Origin of the sequence: Nocardiopsis sp. FIRDI 009, assembly GCF_003386285.1 — a bacterium.
Taxonomy (GTDB): Bacteria; Actinomycetota; Actinomycetes; order Streptosporangiales; family Streptosporangiaceae; genus Nocardiopsis.
Window position 1 is genome coordinate 1 of the sequence record NZ_QPNC01000012.1, and the last position, 15,737, is coordinate 15,737.

General features: G+C 71.6%; 15 protein-coding genes and 1 tRNA gene. 5 read left to right on the plus strand and 11 right to left on the minus strand.

Annotated elements, in window-relative coordinates:
- Positions 1-25: 25 nt before the first annotated feature.
- The 4 genes from DVR05_RS27730 to cysS form a co-directional block, all read right to left on the minus strand.
- Complete coding sequence (locus DVR05_RS27730; RefSeq protein WP_255423052.1) at positions 26-160, minus strand: hypothetical protein; 135 nt, start codon at positions 158-160, stop codon at positions 26-28.
- Between the two features lie 113 nt (positions 161-273).
- Positions 274-346 (minus strand) — tRNA-Thr (locus DVR05_RS10355).
- A gap of 66 nt (positions 347-412) precedes the next feature.
- Positions 413-1,372, minus strand: a complete 960-nt coding sequence (gene rlmB, locus DVR05_RS10360; protein ID WP_116245641.1) for a 23S rRNA (guanosine(2251)-2'-O)-methyltransferase RlmB — start codon at positions 1,370-1,372, stop codon at positions 413-415.
- Positions 1,373-1,486: 114 nt separating this feature from the next.
- Positions 1,487-2,881 carry a cysteine--tRNA ligase gene (cysS, locus tag DVR05_RS10365; protein WP_116245642.1) on the minus strand — a complete coding sequence of 465 codons (1,395 nt, stop codon included), beginning with the start codon at positions 2,879-2,881 and terminating at the stop codon, positions 1,487-1,489.
- Between the two features lie 271 nt (positions 2,882-3,152).
- Between cysS and DVR05_RS10370 the strand changes: the two genes are divergently transcribed.
- Positions 3,153-4,823 carry a DUF2637 domain-containing protein gene (locus DVR05_RS10370; RefSeq protein ID WP_116245643.1) on the plus strand — a complete coding sequence of 557 codons (1,671 nt, stop codon included), beginning with the start codon at positions 3,153-3,155 and terminating at the stop codon, positions 4,821-4,823.
- A gap of 15 nt (positions 4,824-4,838) precedes the next feature.
- Here the strand turns inward: DVR05_RS10370 and DVR05_RS10375 are convergent, their stop codons facing one another.
- The 4 genes from DVR05_RS10375 to phoU all read right to left on the minus strand — a co-directional run bounded on the left by DVR05_RS10375 (position 4,839) and on the right by phoU (position 8,013).
- Positions 4,839-5,861 (minus strand): endonuclease/exonuclease/phosphatase family protein, encoded by a 1,023-nt coding sequence (locus tag DVR05_RS10375; RefSeq protein ID WP_116245644.1) that lies wholly within the window; start codon positions 5,859-5,861, stop codon positions 4,839-4,841.
- A gap of 186 nt (positions 5,862-6,047) precedes the next feature.
- Positions 6,048-6,518 carry a 2-C-methyl-D-erythritol 2,4-cyclodiphosphate synthase gene (gene ispF, locus DVR05_RS10380; RefSeq protein WP_198659132.1) on the minus strand — a complete coding sequence of 157 codons (471 nt, stop codon included), beginning with the start codon at positions 6,516-6,518 and terminating at the stop codon, positions 6,048-6,050.
- 34 nt (positions 6,519-6,552) lie between these two features.
- Entirely contained in the window at positions 6,553-7,035 is a 483-nt protein-coding gene (locus DVR05_RS10385) for a CarD family transcriptional regulator (RefSeq protein ID WP_026122741.1), read from the minus strand.
- A 315-nt stretch (positions 7,036-7,350) separates the two neighbouring features.
- Positions 7,351-8,013: a phosphate signaling complex protein PhoU gene (gene phoU / locus DVR05_RS10390; RefSeq protein WP_116245646.1), complete on the minus strand. Its 663-nt coding sequence runs from the start codon at positions 8,011-8,013 to the stop codon at positions 7,351-7,353.
- A gap of 124 nt (positions 8,014-8,137) precedes the next feature.
- Between phoU and DVR05_RS10395 the strand changes: the two genes are divergently transcribed.
- Both DVR05_RS10395 and DVR05_RS10400 read left to right on the plus strand, forming a co-directional pair.
- Positions 8,138-9,331 (plus strand): sensor histidine kinase, encoded by a 1,194-nt coding sequence (locus tag DVR05_RS10395; RefSeq protein ID WP_369974517.1) that lies wholly within the window; start codon positions 8,138-8,140, stop codon positions 9,329-9,331.
- Positions 9,328-10,032 (plus strand): response regulator transcription factor, encoded by a 705-nt coding sequence (locus tag DVR05_RS10400; RefSeq protein ID WP_116245648.1) that lies wholly within the window; start codon positions 9,328-9,330, stop codon positions 10,030-10,032. The genes DVR05_RS10395 and DVR05_RS10400 overlap by 4 nt, the downstream gene beginning before the upstream one ends.
- A gap of 209 nt (positions 10,033-10,241) precedes the next feature.
- Here the strand turns inward: DVR05_RS10400 and DVR05_RS10405 are convergent, their stop codons facing one another.
- The 3 genes from DVR05_RS10405 to DVR05_RS10415 all read right to left on the minus strand — a co-directional run bounded on the left by DVR05_RS10405 (position 10,242) and on the right by DVR05_RS10415 (position 13,722).
- Positions 10,242-10,868: a VanZ family protein gene (locus DVR05_RS10405; protein WP_116245649.1), complete on the minus strand. Its 627-nt coding sequence runs from the start codon at positions 10,866-10,868 to the stop codon at positions 10,242-10,244.
- A gap of 466 nt (positions 10,869-11,334) precedes the next feature.
- A complete protein-coding gene (dtd, locus tag DVR05_RS10410) occupies positions 11,335-11,760 on the minus strand; it encodes a D-aminoacyl-tRNA deacylase (protein ID WP_116245650.1) in 426 nt (141 codons plus the stop codon).
- Positions 11,761-11,871: 111 nt separating this feature from the next.
- Positions 11,872-13,722 (minus strand): DUF2207 domain-containing protein, encoded by a 1,851-nt coding sequence (locus DVR05_RS10415; RefSeq protein ID WP_116245651.1) that lies wholly within the window; start codon positions 13,720-13,722, stop codon positions 11,872-11,874.
- A gap of 156 nt (positions 13,723-13,878) precedes the next feature.
- Here DVR05_RS10415 and DVR05_RS10420 point away from each other — a divergent pair, with 156 nt between their 5' ends.
- Together DVR05_RS10420 and DVR05_RS10425 are read left to right on the plus strand one after the other, a co-directional pair.
- Positions 13,879-14,763 carry a neutral zinc metallopeptidase gene (locus DVR05_RS10420; RefSeq protein WP_116245742.1) on the plus strand — a complete coding sequence of 295 codons (885 nt, stop codon included), beginning with the start codon at positions 13,879-13,881 and terminating at the stop codon, positions 14,761-14,763.
- A complete protein-coding gene (locus DVR05_RS10425; protein WP_232832072.1) occupies positions 14,760-15,737 on the plus strand; it encodes a neutral zinc metallopeptidase in 978 nt (325 codons plus the stop codon). The genes DVR05_RS10420 and DVR05_RS10425 overlap by 4 nt, the downstream gene beginning before the upstream one ends.

Sequence of the window (15,737 nt, forward strand, 5' to 3'; positions counted from 1 at the left end):
CCCTGCTTGTGTCGGTTAGTGAAGGTTATCCCCGTGTGTCCCGCTTGAGCCTGACACTGAGGGCTTCGCTGTACATGGTGGCGGTGCGCTCGCTGCGACCGGCGGCGCGCAGGGTCAGGACGAAGGAGTCGACGCGGGGCTTCAGGGGTCCCGCGGCCATGTTCCGCGGTCCCCGGCGTACGCGCTTGGCGCCCGCAGGCGATTGCTCTCCAGGCGGCGAGGCTGTCAGCGGAGCGGTTCCGCCTAAAGACGTCCCAGGTCAGACATAGAAAGAGCCAGCGAGGGGACTTGAACCCCTAACCTATCGCTTACAAGGCGATTGCTCTGCCAATTGAGCTACGCTGGCGGGCGTCCGAGGCCGTCCGGCCTCGGAGCGTCCATCCGAATGGTACCGGTTCCTGAGCCGGGTGGCCTACTCGGCTTCGAGCCCGCGCCTGCGGGTGACCTCGTACAGCGACACTCCCGCCGCCACCGAGGCGTTGAGCGACTCCGCGCCGCCGATCGGGATGCTGGCCACCACGTCGCACGACTCGCGCACGAGCCGGGACAGGCCCTTGCCCTCGGACCCCACGACGACCACCAGCGGCCCCGTCGCCAGTTCCAGGTCCGGCAGCGGCGTGTCGCCCCCGGCGTCCAGGCCGACGACGAACAGCCCGGCCTTCTTGAAGCCCTCCAGCGCCCGGGTCAGGTTGGTGGCCTGCGCGACCGGGAGCCGGGCGAGGGTTCCCGCCGAGGTCTTCCACGCGGTCATGTTCACACCCGCCGACCGGCGCTCCGGAATCATCAGGCCGTGCGCGTCGAAGGCGGCCGCCGAACGCGCCACCGCCCCGAGGTTGTGCGGGTCGGTCACCCCGTCCAGCGCGACGATCAGCGGCGGCGTCTCCGACTCCAGCGCCCGCTCCAGCAGGTCCTCCGGCGCCCAGTAGCGGTATGGGCGCACCTGGAGCGCCATGCCCTGGTGGGCGGCGCCCGGCTGACCGTTGCTCTCACACCGCCGGTCCAGCTCGGCGCGGGTCACCTCGACGATCTCGACGCCCCGGTCTCCCGCGACGCGCGCGGCCTCGTTCACCCGCTCGTCCGGGTCCAGGCTGTTGACCAGGAAGAGGCGGCTGGCGGGCATGCCCGCGCGCAGCGCCTCCACGACCGGGTTGCGCCCCACCAGCAGATCGGAGTCGGCTGAGCGGCGCTGCGACCGGCCCCCCGCCTTCTGGTCACCGGTCGGCCGGGACCGCTTGGCCGCACGGGCCCGCTGCTTGCCCTCGTACCAGTGCCGCTGTTCGGCGGGCAGGGTGCCGCTCTTGCCCTCCAGCGCGCGCCGCCCCTTGCCGCCGCTGCCCTTGGTCGGGCCCTTCTTGCTCTTCTTCGCCGGCATGTCCGCCGCCTCCCCGTACGTTTCGCGAGCATGCCGGAAGCGCGTCGGCGTCCGGCGGATCGGCCACCAGCGGTGGCAAACCTCCAGACTAGCGCCGACGCGCCACCGTCCGGGTCATCCCCGCCTGAGGTCCCAGCGGGGCCCCTGCGGCGTGTCCTCCACCACGACGCCCGCCTCGGCGAGCCGGTCGCGGATCGCGTCGGCCGCCGCGTAGTCCTTCCGGCCCCGTGCCGCCTGCCGCTGTTCCAGTGCCACCGCCACCAGGGCGTCGACCACCTCGCGCAGCCCGCTGTCCCCGCCGGACCACTGCTCGCTGAGCGGGTCCACCCCGAGGACCTCCAGCATCGTGCGCAGCTCACCGGCGAGTTCGGCGACCTTGTCCGTGCCCCCGGCGGCCAGTGCCGTGTTGCCCTCGCGCACGTGCCCGTGCACGACGGCCAGCGCCTGGGGCACGCCGAGATCGTCGTCGAGCGCGGACGCGAACTCGGCGGGGACGGTGGCGGCGGGGACGATCTCGCCGACCACCTCGGCCGCGCGCGTCAGGAAGCCCTCGATCCGCTGGTAGGCGGCGGCCGCCTCCCGCAGCGCCTCCTCGGAGTAGTCGATCGCGGAGCGGTAGTGCGCCTGGCCGAGGTAGTAGCGCAGCTCCACCGGACGGACCTTCTGGACCATCTGCGGGATGAGGAGCGAGTTGCCGAGCGACTTGCTCATCTTCTCGCCACCGACCCGCAGCATCCCGTTGTGCAGCCAGTAGCGCGCGAACCCGTCGCCCGCGGCGCGGGACTGGGCGACCTCGTTCTCGTGGTGCGGGAAGATGAGGTCCAGCCCGCCGCCGTGGATGTCGAAGCTCGGGCCGAGGTACTTGGTGGCCATCGCCGAGCACTCCAGGTGCCAGCCCGGACGCCCGCGTCCCCACGGGGTCTCCCAGCTGGGCTCGCCCGGTTTGGCGCCCTTCCACAGCGCGAAGTCGCGCGGGTCGCGCTTGCCGCGGCCCTCCTCCGCGGAGTCCTCCATCTGGTCCGGCCGCTGGTTGGACAGCTCGCCGTAGGCGCCGTAGGAGGCCACGTCGAAGTACACGTCGCCGGAGCCGTCGTCGGCCGCGTAGGCGTGACCGGCGTCGATGAGGCGGCGCATGAGCTCGATCATCTCCGGCACATGGCCGGTCGCCCGCGGCTCGACGGTGGGCGGCAGGCAGCCGAGGATGTCGTAGGCATCGGTGAACGCCCGCTGGTTGCGCTCGCTCACCTTCCACCAGGGCACGCCCTCGGCGGCGGCGACGTTGATGATCTTGTCGTCGATGTCGGTGACGTTGCGGCAGAACGTGACGTCGTAGCCGAGGTAGGTCAGCCAGCGACGCAGGATGTCGAAGTTGAGGCCGGAGCGGATGTGGCCGATGTGCGGTGGTGCCTGCACCGTGGCACCACACAGGTACAGCGAGGCACACCCCTCGCGGAGGGGGACGAAGTCTCGGACCTGCCGGGCACTGGTGTCATAGAAGCGCAGACTCACGTTGTCAAGCGTAACCGCTTTCCCTTGGAGCGCGGATCACAAACCACCAACCACACCCCCGCTGGCTCTCCTCCCGGACAGACCCCAGAGCACATATGTGATGAGCCGTATTACGACCGCCCCGGTGTGAGATTTCCGGGCGCGGAAGCCCGTACCACACGGCGAACAGGGCGCCCGGGCGGCGTGTCCCCCACGCCACTCCGTCGGAGGGCGGCCGTGATCGGCCGGAATCTCGTGTTCGCGCCGGTTCCTCGACTACGCTGCGGTTGCGATGGCCCCTTACGACAAAGCCCCCGAGACAGGGACACGGAACGCCCGACCCGCGGGCCGCGGCGCGGGAGCCGGTGCTCTCGTCGGTGGCGCGCTGTTCGTCGGCCTCATCGCCGTCTGCGCCCTCGTCATCTCCTACCACGGTGTCTTCCGCTTCGCGGAGTACGGCGGACACCGGGGCAGCCTTCTGGCGCACGTGTTCCCGGTGACCTACACCCTGCTGCTGCTCATGGCGTTCTGGGTGAGCTACGTGCTGCGCGAGGCGCACCCCCGTGACCGGGTGTGGGTCGACCTCGTCCTCATCCCCCTGCTCATCCTCGTGGCGGCGACCGCCATGGTGCTGAGCAACCTCGGGCTGGTCGAGACCGTCCATCAGGGGGTCGCCAACGTCATCGTGGCGATCGCCCCGCTGGCGGCGCTGCTCATCGCCTTCCTGCTGTGGATGACCGTCCGCGCGCACATCCGCCGGCGCCGTCGCGCGACGCCCCCGCGCCCCCGGCCCTCGGCCGACCGGGCCACCGTGCTGCACGGTCGCGCGGTGTCACCGTCCGAGCTGGACGACACCGCAGCGGACGACGACCACCTCACGACCCGGCTGCTCGACTTCGGCCCCGCACCCGCCCGGAACAGCCGTGACGGAAGTGACGGCGCGCCGGGGCGCGACCGCACACCTCCGCCGCCGGAACCGGACGGTTCCGGGGACGAGGACCCCGAGTTCTCCGAGGTGCTCTCCGTCTCCCCCGCGGCGCCCGAGCCGGAACCGGAGGAGCCCTCCGCCGCCGACCGCCCCGGACCCGCCCCCGACCCGTTGCCCAGACGCACCCGGACCGGGACCAACCCGATCAAACGGGCGAGCGCCGAGGTCCCGGTCGTTCCGGGCGCCGCCGCGCCGCCGGTCGACCCCCGGGAGTCCGACGCCCCGGACGACGGGTTCGAGGACGACATCCCGACCGGGGACCCCGTCAGCGACGAGGCCGAGCCCCCGTCCACCACCGTGCGGGCGGCCGAACCGGGCATCCACGCGACGGGCGTCGTCCCGGACGTCCGGGACGACGCCCGGGACCGGGAAGCGACCGCTCCGGAGGCCGACTCCCCCCGACCGGAACCGGAACCCCTCCGCGCGGAACCCGAGGCCGGACCCCACGAACCCGAGGACTCCCCGATCCCGGACACCGCCCTGTGGGAACCGCCCGCCGACGACCCCGGCGGCGACGCGCTCACCGACTACGTCCCGCCGGTGTGGACCCCCCCGGAAGATGCCGGGCCGTCCCCGCTGGCCGAGGAGGTCGCGGAGGCGGACCCCGAACCCACCCCCGTGCTCGACCACGACACCGGCCCCGACGTCCGCGCGGCCTTCCGGGTCGGCTCCGTGCCCCCGGGCGCCGCCGCCCCCGAACCGGACGAGCCGGATCCGGAGTTCGCCCCGGACCCCGACCCGGAGTTCCCGCCGGAGCCCGCCCCGGACCCGGTTGCGGAACCCGAATCGGAGCCCGAGCCGGAGCCCGGCGCGGCGGAGCCGCCCGCCGATCCGGCCCCGACCGACGACGGACGCCGCCCGCCCCTGGCCAAGCGCCCGATGGTCCTCAAGCCGCGCCGACCGCCGATGCCCGATCTCACCGCCGGGCCGCCGTCGGGACGGGTGCGCAGCGAGCCGCTGCCTCCGGGGGACTGAGGGGCCGCCCGGAGGTCACACCCGCAGCCGTGCCGCGATCGGCAGGTGGTCGCTGTCCGTCCTGGGCAGCGCCCACGTCTCGGTCGGCGTCACCCCGCGGACCAGGACGTGGTCGATCCGCACCAGGGGGAACCCGGCGGGCCAGGTCGGACCCACCCCGTCGCCCCCGGCCCCCCGCACGGCGGCCAACCGTGAGGTGAGCGGCGTCATGGCCCGGTCGTCGGTGCTGCCGTTGAGGTCGCCCATCACCACGACCCGATCCAGCGGCTCCCGCGCGACCTCGTCCGCGAGTTCCACGATCCCCCGGTCCCGCAGTTCGGTGTCGAACCCGGTGCCGCCCATCCGGACCGACGCCAGGTGCACGACGTACACGGCGATCCCCCCGCCGGGCCCGTCCACCTCGGCGCGTATCGCCCGGTTCCACCCCAGCCCCAGGTCGAGCGAGCGCGCGTCCGTGATCGGGTACCGGCTCCACAGCCCGACGGTGCCCCACCGCTCGGAGTGCTCCAGTTCGGAGCCGAGGGCCCGGTCGTAGGACGCGCTCTTCTCCCAGGTGACCTCCTGGAGCGCGACCAGGTCGGGGTCGGCCGCGAGCACCCGCCGAACCGTCGCCCCCGGGTCGCCGTCGGCCGCGCCGATGTTGTGCGTGACGACCGTCAGGTTCGGTTCGACGTCCGAACCCGACGGCAGGTACAGGCGCCCGAACGACCCCGCCCACACGGCGGCGAGGAGCAGGACCGCCAGTCCGGCCGACGCCGAGCGCCGGAGCGCGGCGGCCACCGCGGTCACCGGGACCGCCAGTCCGAGCCACGGCAGGCCGGTCTCGAACAGGCTGCCCGCGTGACCGAGGGCGTTGGGCACCAGGGCGGGGACGGCCAGGAGGAGGGCGAGCAGTCCGGTGGCCCCGGCGAGGACCCGGCCGCGCCGCCAGGCCCCGGAGGCCCCGCGCGGCACCCCGATCCACCGGGGTCCGCCCGTCTCCCGTCCGGACCGTTCCGGTCGCGGTTCGGTCGGTCTCCGGTCGTCGACGTCCGTCATGGCCCTCCCCTGATCATGCCGCGGGTCGGTCCGCGCGGCGCTGGTCGTGGGGGATGGCCGCCGTGGCGGCGGGCGTGCCGGAGACTACCCGAGCCGGGGACGCTCCGTTCCGTGGGCCCGGTCCACCGGACACAGCACAGGGCCCGCGCCTCGGATCGGAGGCGCGGGCCCTGGGGCGGGCGTGGTTCAGTCCCGGGGCGCGCAGAGGGCCGTGGCCACGGCGGCGATGCCCTCGCCGCGCCCGGTCAGGCCCAGGCCGTCGGTCGTGGTGGCCGAGATGCTCACCGGCGCCCCGACGACCTCGGACAGCGTCTTCTCCGCCTCCTCGCGCCGCGGCGCGAACTTGGGGCGGTTGCTGATGATCTGGACGGACACGTTGCCGATCTCGAACCCGGCCGCGCGCACCCGCGCCACGGTCTCGGTGAGCAGGGCCGCGCCGGAGGCGCCGTGCCATCGGGGGTCGGAGGTGCCGAAGTTGGACCCGAGGTCCCCCAGGCCGCAGGCCGACAGCAGGGCGTCGCAGGCCGCGTGAGCGGCGACGTCACCGTCCGAATGACCGCTGACCCCGTCTTCTCCCGGCCATTCCAAACCGGCCAGGAAAAGTGTTCTTCCAGGAGAAAACGGATGGACGTCCGTTCCGACGCCCACCCGAGGCATATTCATCATGAATAAGGCGCTTCTTCGACCGGTGTCAGTTCGTCAGAACCTCGTCGAGGAGCGCTTCGGCCTTGTCCTCGTTGGTCTTTTCGGCCAGCGCGAGTTCACTGACGAGAATCTGTCGGGCCTTGGCGAGCATCCGCTTCTCACCGGCGGACAGCCCACGCTCCTTGTCCCGACGCCACAGGTCCCGGACCACCTCGGCGACCTTGTTGACGTCGCCGGACGCCAACTTCTCGAGGTTCGCCTTGTAACGCCTGGACCAGTTGGTGGGCTCCTCGGTGTGCGGCGCGCGCAGCACCTCGAAGACCTTGTCCAAGCCCTCCTGCCCCACCACGTCGCGAACGCCGACGTCCTCGGCGTTCTCAGCCGGCACACGCACCGTCAGATCGCCCTTGTCGACCCTCAGAACGAGGTAGGTTCTGTCCTCGCCCTTAATGGTGCGAGTCTCGATCGCTTCAATACGAGCAGCCCCATGATGGGGGTAGACAACAGTGTCGCCGACCTTGAAAGCCATGTGACAGGTACCCCTTCCGCTACCACAAGGATACCACGAATCTGTGACTTAACGTACCTATTAGGTTTGCGAACACGCAGGTCAAGCCACACTTTTCAGGGCTTGACAAAGTGTACCCGAGCCCTCTCGGGGGCCTGGTCAGGGCGTTCGCGAGGGCTCCCGAACCCCCACTGGCCAGGTGAACCACCGCCTCGCGCGCGGGGGGAGCGGGGAGGGACCGGAGGCCCCTCCCCGGGCCGTCCCGACGGCGCCGGAGCGACGGATGTCACGTTCCCGACACCGGTCGGCGCTCCCGGTCACCGCCGTCACCCGGGGTCACGACTCGGGGTCGTAGTCCTCGCGCTTCTCGCCGGTCACCATGTAGACGAGGTTGTCGGCGACGTGCACCGCGTGGTCACCGAACCGTTCGTAGAACCGCCCCACCAAGGTGACGTCCATGGTGGCCTCCACGCCGTACTCCCATCCCGGCGCGAGGATGCGCTGGAGGAGCTTGCGGCGCAGCCGGTCCATCCGGTCGTCGTCCTTGTCCAGCTCCAGCGCGGTGTCCGGGTCGCGCTCGGTGATGACCTCGCCCGCCTTGGTGACGAGCATCTCGGCCTGGTGACCCATCTCCAGCACGATCGACCGGACCGGCTTGGGGATGGCCGAGTCCGGGTGCCTGCGCCGCGCGATCTTGGCCAGGTGAACGGCGTGGTCGCCCATCCGCTCCAGGTCACCGCGCATGTACAGCGAGGTGATGATCGTCCGCAGGTCCGAGGCGACCGGCTGCTGCCGCGCCATCAGGCTGAAGGCGGTGTCCTCGATCTCCTGGTCCAGCCGGTTGATCTCCTCGTCACCGGAGATCACCTCCTGCGCGGCCGCGAGGTCGCTGTCCAGAAGGGCCGTCGTGGCGCGCGCGACCGCGTGTCTGGCCAGCCGCGTCATCTCGACGAGGCGTTCGCCCAGGCTGTCGAGGTCCTCGTGGTAGGTATCCCGCATATCGTCAATGCTCCCAGTGGTTTGTTGAAGAATCGGCCAAGTTTCGGTGAACGCTACGAGAAGCTCGGTTGTGTCTCCCACCCTGACCGGGTAAAGATCCGGTCCGCCCGTTTACGATCGAATCGTGCAAGGGGAACTTCTCGCCGCCGTGACCGGCATCGTCGGACTCGTGACGGGCGTCGTGGTCGGCGTCGTCGCCGGTCTCTACCTCCGTACCAGCTCATCCGAACGACGGGCTCCCGCGCCCGAGCGCCGCGACGGAGGCGCCCTCCCGCCCGGCATCGCCGAGGTCCTGGCGGCGCTCCCCTCGTCCGCGGTCATCCTGGACCCCGCCGACCGGGTCCTGCGCGCCTCGTCGGCCGCCCGGGCCTTCGGCATCGTCCGGGGCGAGGAGCTGGTGATAGGGGAACTCCTGGCCCTCGCCCGGCAGGTGCGCAGGGACGGGGTCATCCGGGAGACCGACATCGAGGTGGCCGTCCGCAAGTTCGGCCCCGACGCCACCTCCTTCGCCGTACGGGTGGCGCCACTGGGCGGTACCGGCCTCGTCCTGGTCCTGGCCGAGGACCAGACCGAACACCGCCGCGTCGAGGCGGTGCGCCGGGACTTCGTCGCGAACATCTCGCACGAGTTGAAGACCCCGGTGGGCGCTCTGTCCTTGTTGGCGGAAACCGTACAGGACGCCAGTGACGACCCCGATGCCGTCCGTCGCTTCACCGAGCGCATGCAGCAGGAGGCCGCCCGGTTGACGGCGGTCATCCAGGACCTGATCACGCTCTCCCGCATCCAGGGCGCCGAACCCATATCCGAACCCACCCAGGTGGACCTGGGCAACGTCGTGGAGGAGGCGCTCGACGCGGTGCGCATGCCCGCCGACGCCAAGGGGATCGAGCTGGTCGGCAGCGGCGCCGAGGGCGTCACCGTTCTGGGCGACGAGGGGCTGCTCGGCACCGCGCTGCGCAACCTGATCGCCAACGCCGTCGCCTACAGCCCGAAGAACACGCGGGTGGCGGTCTCGGTGGGGGTGTCCAGGTCGAGCGTGGACATCAGCGTCGCCGACCAGGGGATCGGCATCCCCCAGCAGGACCTGGAGAGGATCTTCGAGCGGTTCTACCGTGTGGACGCCGCTCGGAGCCGGGCCACCGGAGGTACCGGTCTGGGCCTGGCCATCGTCAAGCACATCATGACCCACCACCGTGGAGAAGTGACCGTGTGGAGCAAGGAGGGGTCGGGGTCGACGTTCACGCTGCGTCTGCCCAGACCCGAGAGCCGGGGGACCGAAGCCACCGGTAACACCGACCGTCAGGAGGCGGCACAGTGACGCGCGTACTCGTTGTCGAGGACGAGGAATCCTACAGCGACGCCCTCTCGTACATGCTGCGTAAGGAGGGTTTCGAGGTCGCGGTGGCCCCCACGGGCACCATCGCGCTGGAGACCTTCGACCGCACCGGAGCCGATCTGGTACTGCTCGACCTGATGCTGCCCGGTCTGTCGGGCACCGAGGTCTGCCGGACCCTGCGGCAGAAGTCGAGCGTTCCCGTGATCATGCTGACCGCCAAGGACTCCGAGATCGACAAGGTCGTCGGCCTGGAACTCGGCGCCGACGACTACGTGACCAAGCCCTTCTCCTCCCGGGAGCTGGTCGCGCGCATCCGGGCCGTCATCCGTCGTCACGAGACGAGCGACGGGACCGAGCCGCTGCCCGCGGCGCTGGAGGCCGGACCGGTCCGGATGGACGTCGAGCGCCACGTGGTGACCGTGCGCGGAGAGAACGTGCAGCTTCCGCTCAAGGAGTTCGAGCTGCTGGAGGTGCTCCTGCGCAACGCGGGTCGGGTCCTCACCCGGATGCAGCTCATCGACCGCGTCTGGGGCGCTGACTACGTCGGCGACACCAAGACCCTCGACGTGCACGTCAAGCGGCTGCGCGCCAAGATCGAGGAGGACCCCAGCAGCCCGCAGTACATCGTGACCGTGCGCGGTCTCGGGTACAAGTTCGAGCCGGTGACCGCGGGCGTCGAGTAGGGGCGCCCCGGGAGGGGCCGGCCGCGGGCGGGACCGTCACACGGACCGAAGCGCAGCGACGCCCCCGGGGGGCGTTCGGGCGCCGGCGGGGCTCTGCGGGACGAGTCGAGCCGCGGGCGAGGAACGAGCGGGGGCGCAGACGAAGAATCCCTGCCTTCGGGGCGCCCGAACACGGTCCGAACCGAAGCGGAGGACCGAAGGAAACACGGTCACCGGTCCCGGACCACGGTCGCCCCGCGGTCCGGGACCGCCTCGTGTTCGGTGCAGCCCACCCGGCAGCCGAGCAGCACCGAGGCGCCGCCCATCATCCCCAGTCCCACCAGGTGGCCGACGGTGTTGGCGCACAGGTCGGTCAGGCTCGCGCCGTGGCCCGCCGCGAGCGTGCACTGGAGCCCCTCGACGGTGGCGGAGACGATCGGCCCGAGGGCGACGCGGCCCCACGCCGAGATGAGGGTCGGGAAGGCCACCAGTCCGAGCGGGACGAAGAGCACGGCCTGGGCGAGGAGCCCGTCGGTGAGCGGGGTCGGCCGCTGCACGTGGCCGGGGTCGACGACCGCCACGTTGGCCGCGACCCCGTTCGAGGGCAGCGGGGCCTTGTCGAGGTGCTCCACCGCGGCCCACTCCCAGCCCGGTCCCAGGACGAGGACGGTGTAGGCGGACAGCACGGCGGCGACACCGAGGACACCCAGGGCCCGGGCGGCCCGGGGACGTACCAGCCAGAGCCAGGCGAGCGGCAGGGCGGGTATGGCGAGCGCCCCGAGGAGAAGAAGTGGGGCGGCACCCGTGTCGATATGCAGGACGGCATGCCAAACAGACGAGCCGTGCACTGTTCCCATCACCTTTCCGTGGCCTGTCGGCCCGTTTTCCGTCGACTTTCCCACCACCTCGGCGGGCGGTGCGGAACGGCCTTATCCGACACCGGGGGCCGTGCTGGCCGCCGTGCCGTTCAAACGTGTTCTCCGGGTATTGTCGGCGGAAAAGGAGAAGGTGACCACGACCGACCCTCCAGCCAGTCCCGAACGACCGTTCGTACTGCGGACACCCGTTCCGCGGTCACTCCCGGAGCGCCCGGGGGAACCGCCCCGACCAGGACGGAAATCGTCAACCACGGCACCATGCGAAGAGGAAACCGAAAACCGTGTAACAAATGACGACTCCCGCCATCAGAGGGCGATTCACAACGCAACTGTACGGACACCCTCTGCGATCGTCAATGTCCCACGGAAGTACTTTCTTCACTTCCCTGAAAAACGCACGTGAGCTGTGCTGAAAAACCCGGAGGAGAATCTTCCGGACGAACCCTCAGACCTCGACGATGACGGTGAAGGGCCCCTCGTTGGTCAGCGCCACCGACATCATGGCGCCGAACTGGCCCGTGGCCACCTCGGCGCCCAGGTCGCGCAGCTCCTTGACCACCGCGTCGACCAGCGGCTCGGCGACCGGCCCGGGGGCGGCCGCCTGCCACGTGGGGCGGCGGCCCTTGCGGGCGTCGCCGTAGAGCGTGAACTGGCTGACCACCAGGAGCGGGGCACCCACGTCCGAGCAGGACCGCTCCTGAGACAGGATCCGCAGCGTCCACAGCTTCTTCGCGAGCTTGCGCGCCTCCGCCTCGGTGTCGGTGTGGGTGACCCCCACCAGCGCCATCAGCCCGGGACGCGTGATCTCCCCGACCACCTCGCCGTCCACCGTCACCGACGCGTGCGACACCCGCTGCACGACCGCGCGCATGTTCCCTCCTCCTGACTCCTCGCCGCGGAGCCGCTCCCCCGCCGACGGACAGCCCCGACGATACGGCAGGCGCGGACCGGAACCGGCCCCGAGCGCTCCCCGCCCGGGGCCTCAGCGCCTGCGCTGGAACTGGTTGACCAGCCGCATCCGGCGGGCGTTGGTGATGATGCCGGTGAGGGTGACGGCGAACGTCCTGATGGAGTCGGAGAAGTCCTCGATCCGCCACTCGCGCGGCCCCGTGTACCACGCCAGACCGTCCCCGGTGAGCTCCTCGTCCGTCAGGTCGGTCAGCGCGGCCGAGGCCAGGATGTTGGCCCAGCGGTCGACGTCGTCGAAGATGACCGCGTACGGCAGGTAGCGCGAGTAGATCTCCACCCGCTCCCCCGGCCGCTCCGTCGCCGACCGCTGGCTGAGCAGGTAGTCCCGGAAGCCGATGGTGTGCGCGAGCACCGAACTGCCCAGTCGGGTCTTGGCGGGCATGTACTGCGCGGCGACCGTGACCGCGGCTCCGGCGATCACCACCGCCAGACCGGTGAACGCCGCCGTGGTGAACATGGCCAACAGCACGGTCAGCAGCACGCCGAGGGCGGTGATCACCATCCCCATGGTGCTCCAGCGTCCGCGCACCTGGTTCGGTGAGCGCGCGAACCACTTCAACCGCACCATGTCCCGGTACAGCTCCTCCCGGACCCGGTCCATGCGCGCGGGGAAGTCCGAGCACACGCGCGCCGTGCCCACCTGGGACAGGCGGACGGTGCGGCGCTCGGCGAACAGGGCGTCCAGCAGGAGCCACTCGTAGGGTCGGAGGCTGTCCTCGGGCGGCCCGTCCAGGCGCACCAGCCGCCAGTCGACCGACGTGAAGTGTTCGTGCGGCAGCTCCTCCAGCCGGATGTAGCCGCGTACGGCCAGATCGACGACCGCGCCCGTGAGGTCGGTGATGTCGACGGTCTCGTTGAAGAGGGTCCCGATCTGGCCGGGGTGGACGCCGTCCGGCGGCTCGAACCGCGCCCGCCCGTGCTCCCCCGTGGTCACCGGGGCCTGGTCGCCCCGGGCCGCCTCCTCGCGCAGGGCGCGCTCGTCCCGGCCGCGCACGCGGATCAGCACCACCAGTCCGCCCACCAGGACCAGCAGCAGGAGGCCGAAGACCCCGGCCGTCCAGGGGGTGACCTCGAAGGCCGAGGCCAGCGACCAGCGGCGTTCGAGGATCGGCTCCCCCGCGGCCGTGCCGGGCGGATAGGTGACGGCGATGTCCAGGCGGTCGCTGGGCCGCATGTCGGCCTGGAGGAAGTGCGCGAAGGCCAGGTCGTTCCCCATGTCCGAGGCGGTGCAGTACAGGGCGCTGCGCGGCTCCCCGGCCAGGCACGACAGCCCCTCCGGGGGCATCGGCGCGGTGACGGTCACGTCGGTGGACTGGACGGTGTGGCTGTAGGCTCCCACCGCCCGCCACTCCAGCTGGACCCCATGGGCGACCTGGCTGACCGCCCCGGTGACCCGGTAGCCGAGCACCACGGTCTCGGCTCCCCCGGTGTCGATGTGCACGTAGAGGGTGCCGTTGACCTTCTCCCTCTCGACCGCCAGCTCGGCGCCCGAACCGTCGACGGCGGTGATCCCGTGCACCTCGTAGACGCGGTCGTGGTCGGTGGTGTAGAGCATCGTCTCGGTGAGCGCCCGGGTGAAGGTCTCCGGCGCCCCTCCCTCGAAGGAGAGGGTCTCCTCGCCGTGCAGGACGCCGTCCTCGTCCAGGTCGAGGCGGATGTCGTTGGTGATCACCGTCTCGGCGGCCGAACTCCGGTCCGCGGGCGGGTCGGGGGTGCCTTGTACTGTTGGTGCCGGTGCCGCCGCCGTCACGGCTTGGGCCGCCTCCACGGACCCGACGACGGTGACCACCGTGAACAGCGAGGAGAACACGAGAGCGGCCGCCGCGAAAGCGACGGCCGGGCACCTGGAGCCGACCCACCACATGACGCGAGAGCCTATCCGGTCCCCCCGTTCCCCCCGTGCACTGACGTCCCTCCCCCCGGGTGACGACCGCCATCGCCGACGGGCGGTTCGGTGGTGAGCCCCGCCCCGACCGCCGGCCCCGGGTTCTGGTCCGAGCGGCCGGGATTCCTCCAGCGGCTGAGCGTGGGGGTGTCGTTCACGCTGTGCGTCGGGCTGGCCGCGGTCGGATTCACCGGTTTCCTCGCGATCTCGGAGATGCTCCCCTCCGCCGAGGCCGCCTGGTCGGTTCCGCACCCGCTCGGGGCGGGAGGCCAGGGCACCGGACCGGCGACGGCCGAGGTACCGCTGACCGACACCGGCTCCGACGTCCTCCGGGACAACCCGCTCTACGAGGTCGGCGAGCTGGGCGAGGTGACGTGCCACGCCCCCGGGCTGGACCCGGACGACCCCGAGTCCATGGAGGCGTTCGTCCACGCGATCGCCGACTGCCTGGACGAGGCGTGGAGCGGCTACTTCGCGGAGGCCGGGATGGAGTTCACCTCCCCCAACCGCGTCTACTGGTACGCGGAGGGGCACAGCCCGTGCGGCCCCTTCCCGAAGCGGGACACGGCGGCCTTCTACTGTCAGGCCAACCAGGGTCTGTACCTGGGGGTGGAGGACATCGTCACGGCCTCGGCCGGCACCGAGCGGCCGGAAGCCTACACCTTCCTGCTCAGCCACGAGTACGGCCACCACGTCCAGGGGCAGTCCCGCATGCTCGCGGAGTACCGGGCCGAGCGCGCCGGGACCGACCAGGAGACCGCCGACGAGCTGACCCGCCGCAACGAGCTCCAGGCCAACTGCCTCGGCGGGGTGTTCCTCGGCGCCTCGGGCTCCTCCCTGGGCTTCGGGGAGGAGGAGCGGGAGAACATCCTCGACGACGCCGCCCGGCGCAGCGACCACGGCGACGAGCACACGCACGGGCAGGAGTTCAACGGACGCCTGTGGACCGAGCACGGCATGGACCGGAAGGATCCGGCCGCGTGCAACACGTGGAAGGCCGACGAGGACCTGGTGCGGTGAACGGCGTGCCCGGCCCCGCCGAACAGCAGGCCAACCGCCGTGTGCTCGGCACGGTGGCAGCCCTGCTGGCCCTGCTCCTGGCACTGGCCGCGCTGTCCTGGTCCACCGCCGAGGACGGATCCGTGGCCGCGCCCGGACCGGGGGCGGAGGGCACCGACGCCGACGCGGCCGGGGCGCCCGACCGGTCCGGCGGCGACGGTTCCGCCACCGCGGACTCGGTCTCCCGGAACGCGGACCAGCGGCAGCGGCCGTCCGGGCACGCCGCCCTGGTCGCCAACCCCCTCTACGACACCGGTCGGCTCAGCCCGCTGCCGTGCCCGGTGCCCGAGCCGGAGGTGGACGCCCCGGAGTCGATGGAGACCTTCCTCCACCGGGTCGCGGACTGCCTGGACGACGCGTGGAGCACCCAGTTCGCGCGGGCCGGGATCCCCTTCGAACCGCCCTCGCGCGTGTTCTGGGAGGAGCCCGGGGTGAGCCCGTGCCGCGCCTACCCCTCCGCCGCGGGCGCCTTCTACTGCCGGGCCAGCCGGAGCATCTACATCGGCACCGCGGACGTGGTCGAGAAGTGGAACGGAGCGACGGAGAGCGTCGTGTACGCCTCCCTGCTCGCGCACGAGTACGCGCACCACGTCCAGGGCGAGTCCGGCCTGCTGGAGTACTACCACGAGCGGCGCCGCCAGGAGGAGGACCCCCTGGAGCGGAACTCCTGGACGCGGCGGAGCGAACTCCAGGCCAACTGTCTGGCGGGCGCCTTCCTCGGCTCGATCCGGGTGAGCTACCCGCTGGACGACGACGACCTCCGCGCGCTCCTGGACGACGCGGCGGCCACCGCCGACCGCGCGGACGGTGACGCGGAGGAACGGACCCACGGTTCGGCCGACAACGGCGTGTGGTGGACGCGCAGGGGATGGGAGGAGCAGACCGCGGGCGCGTGCAACACCTGGGGCACGGCGGACGAGTCACTCCTCCAGTAA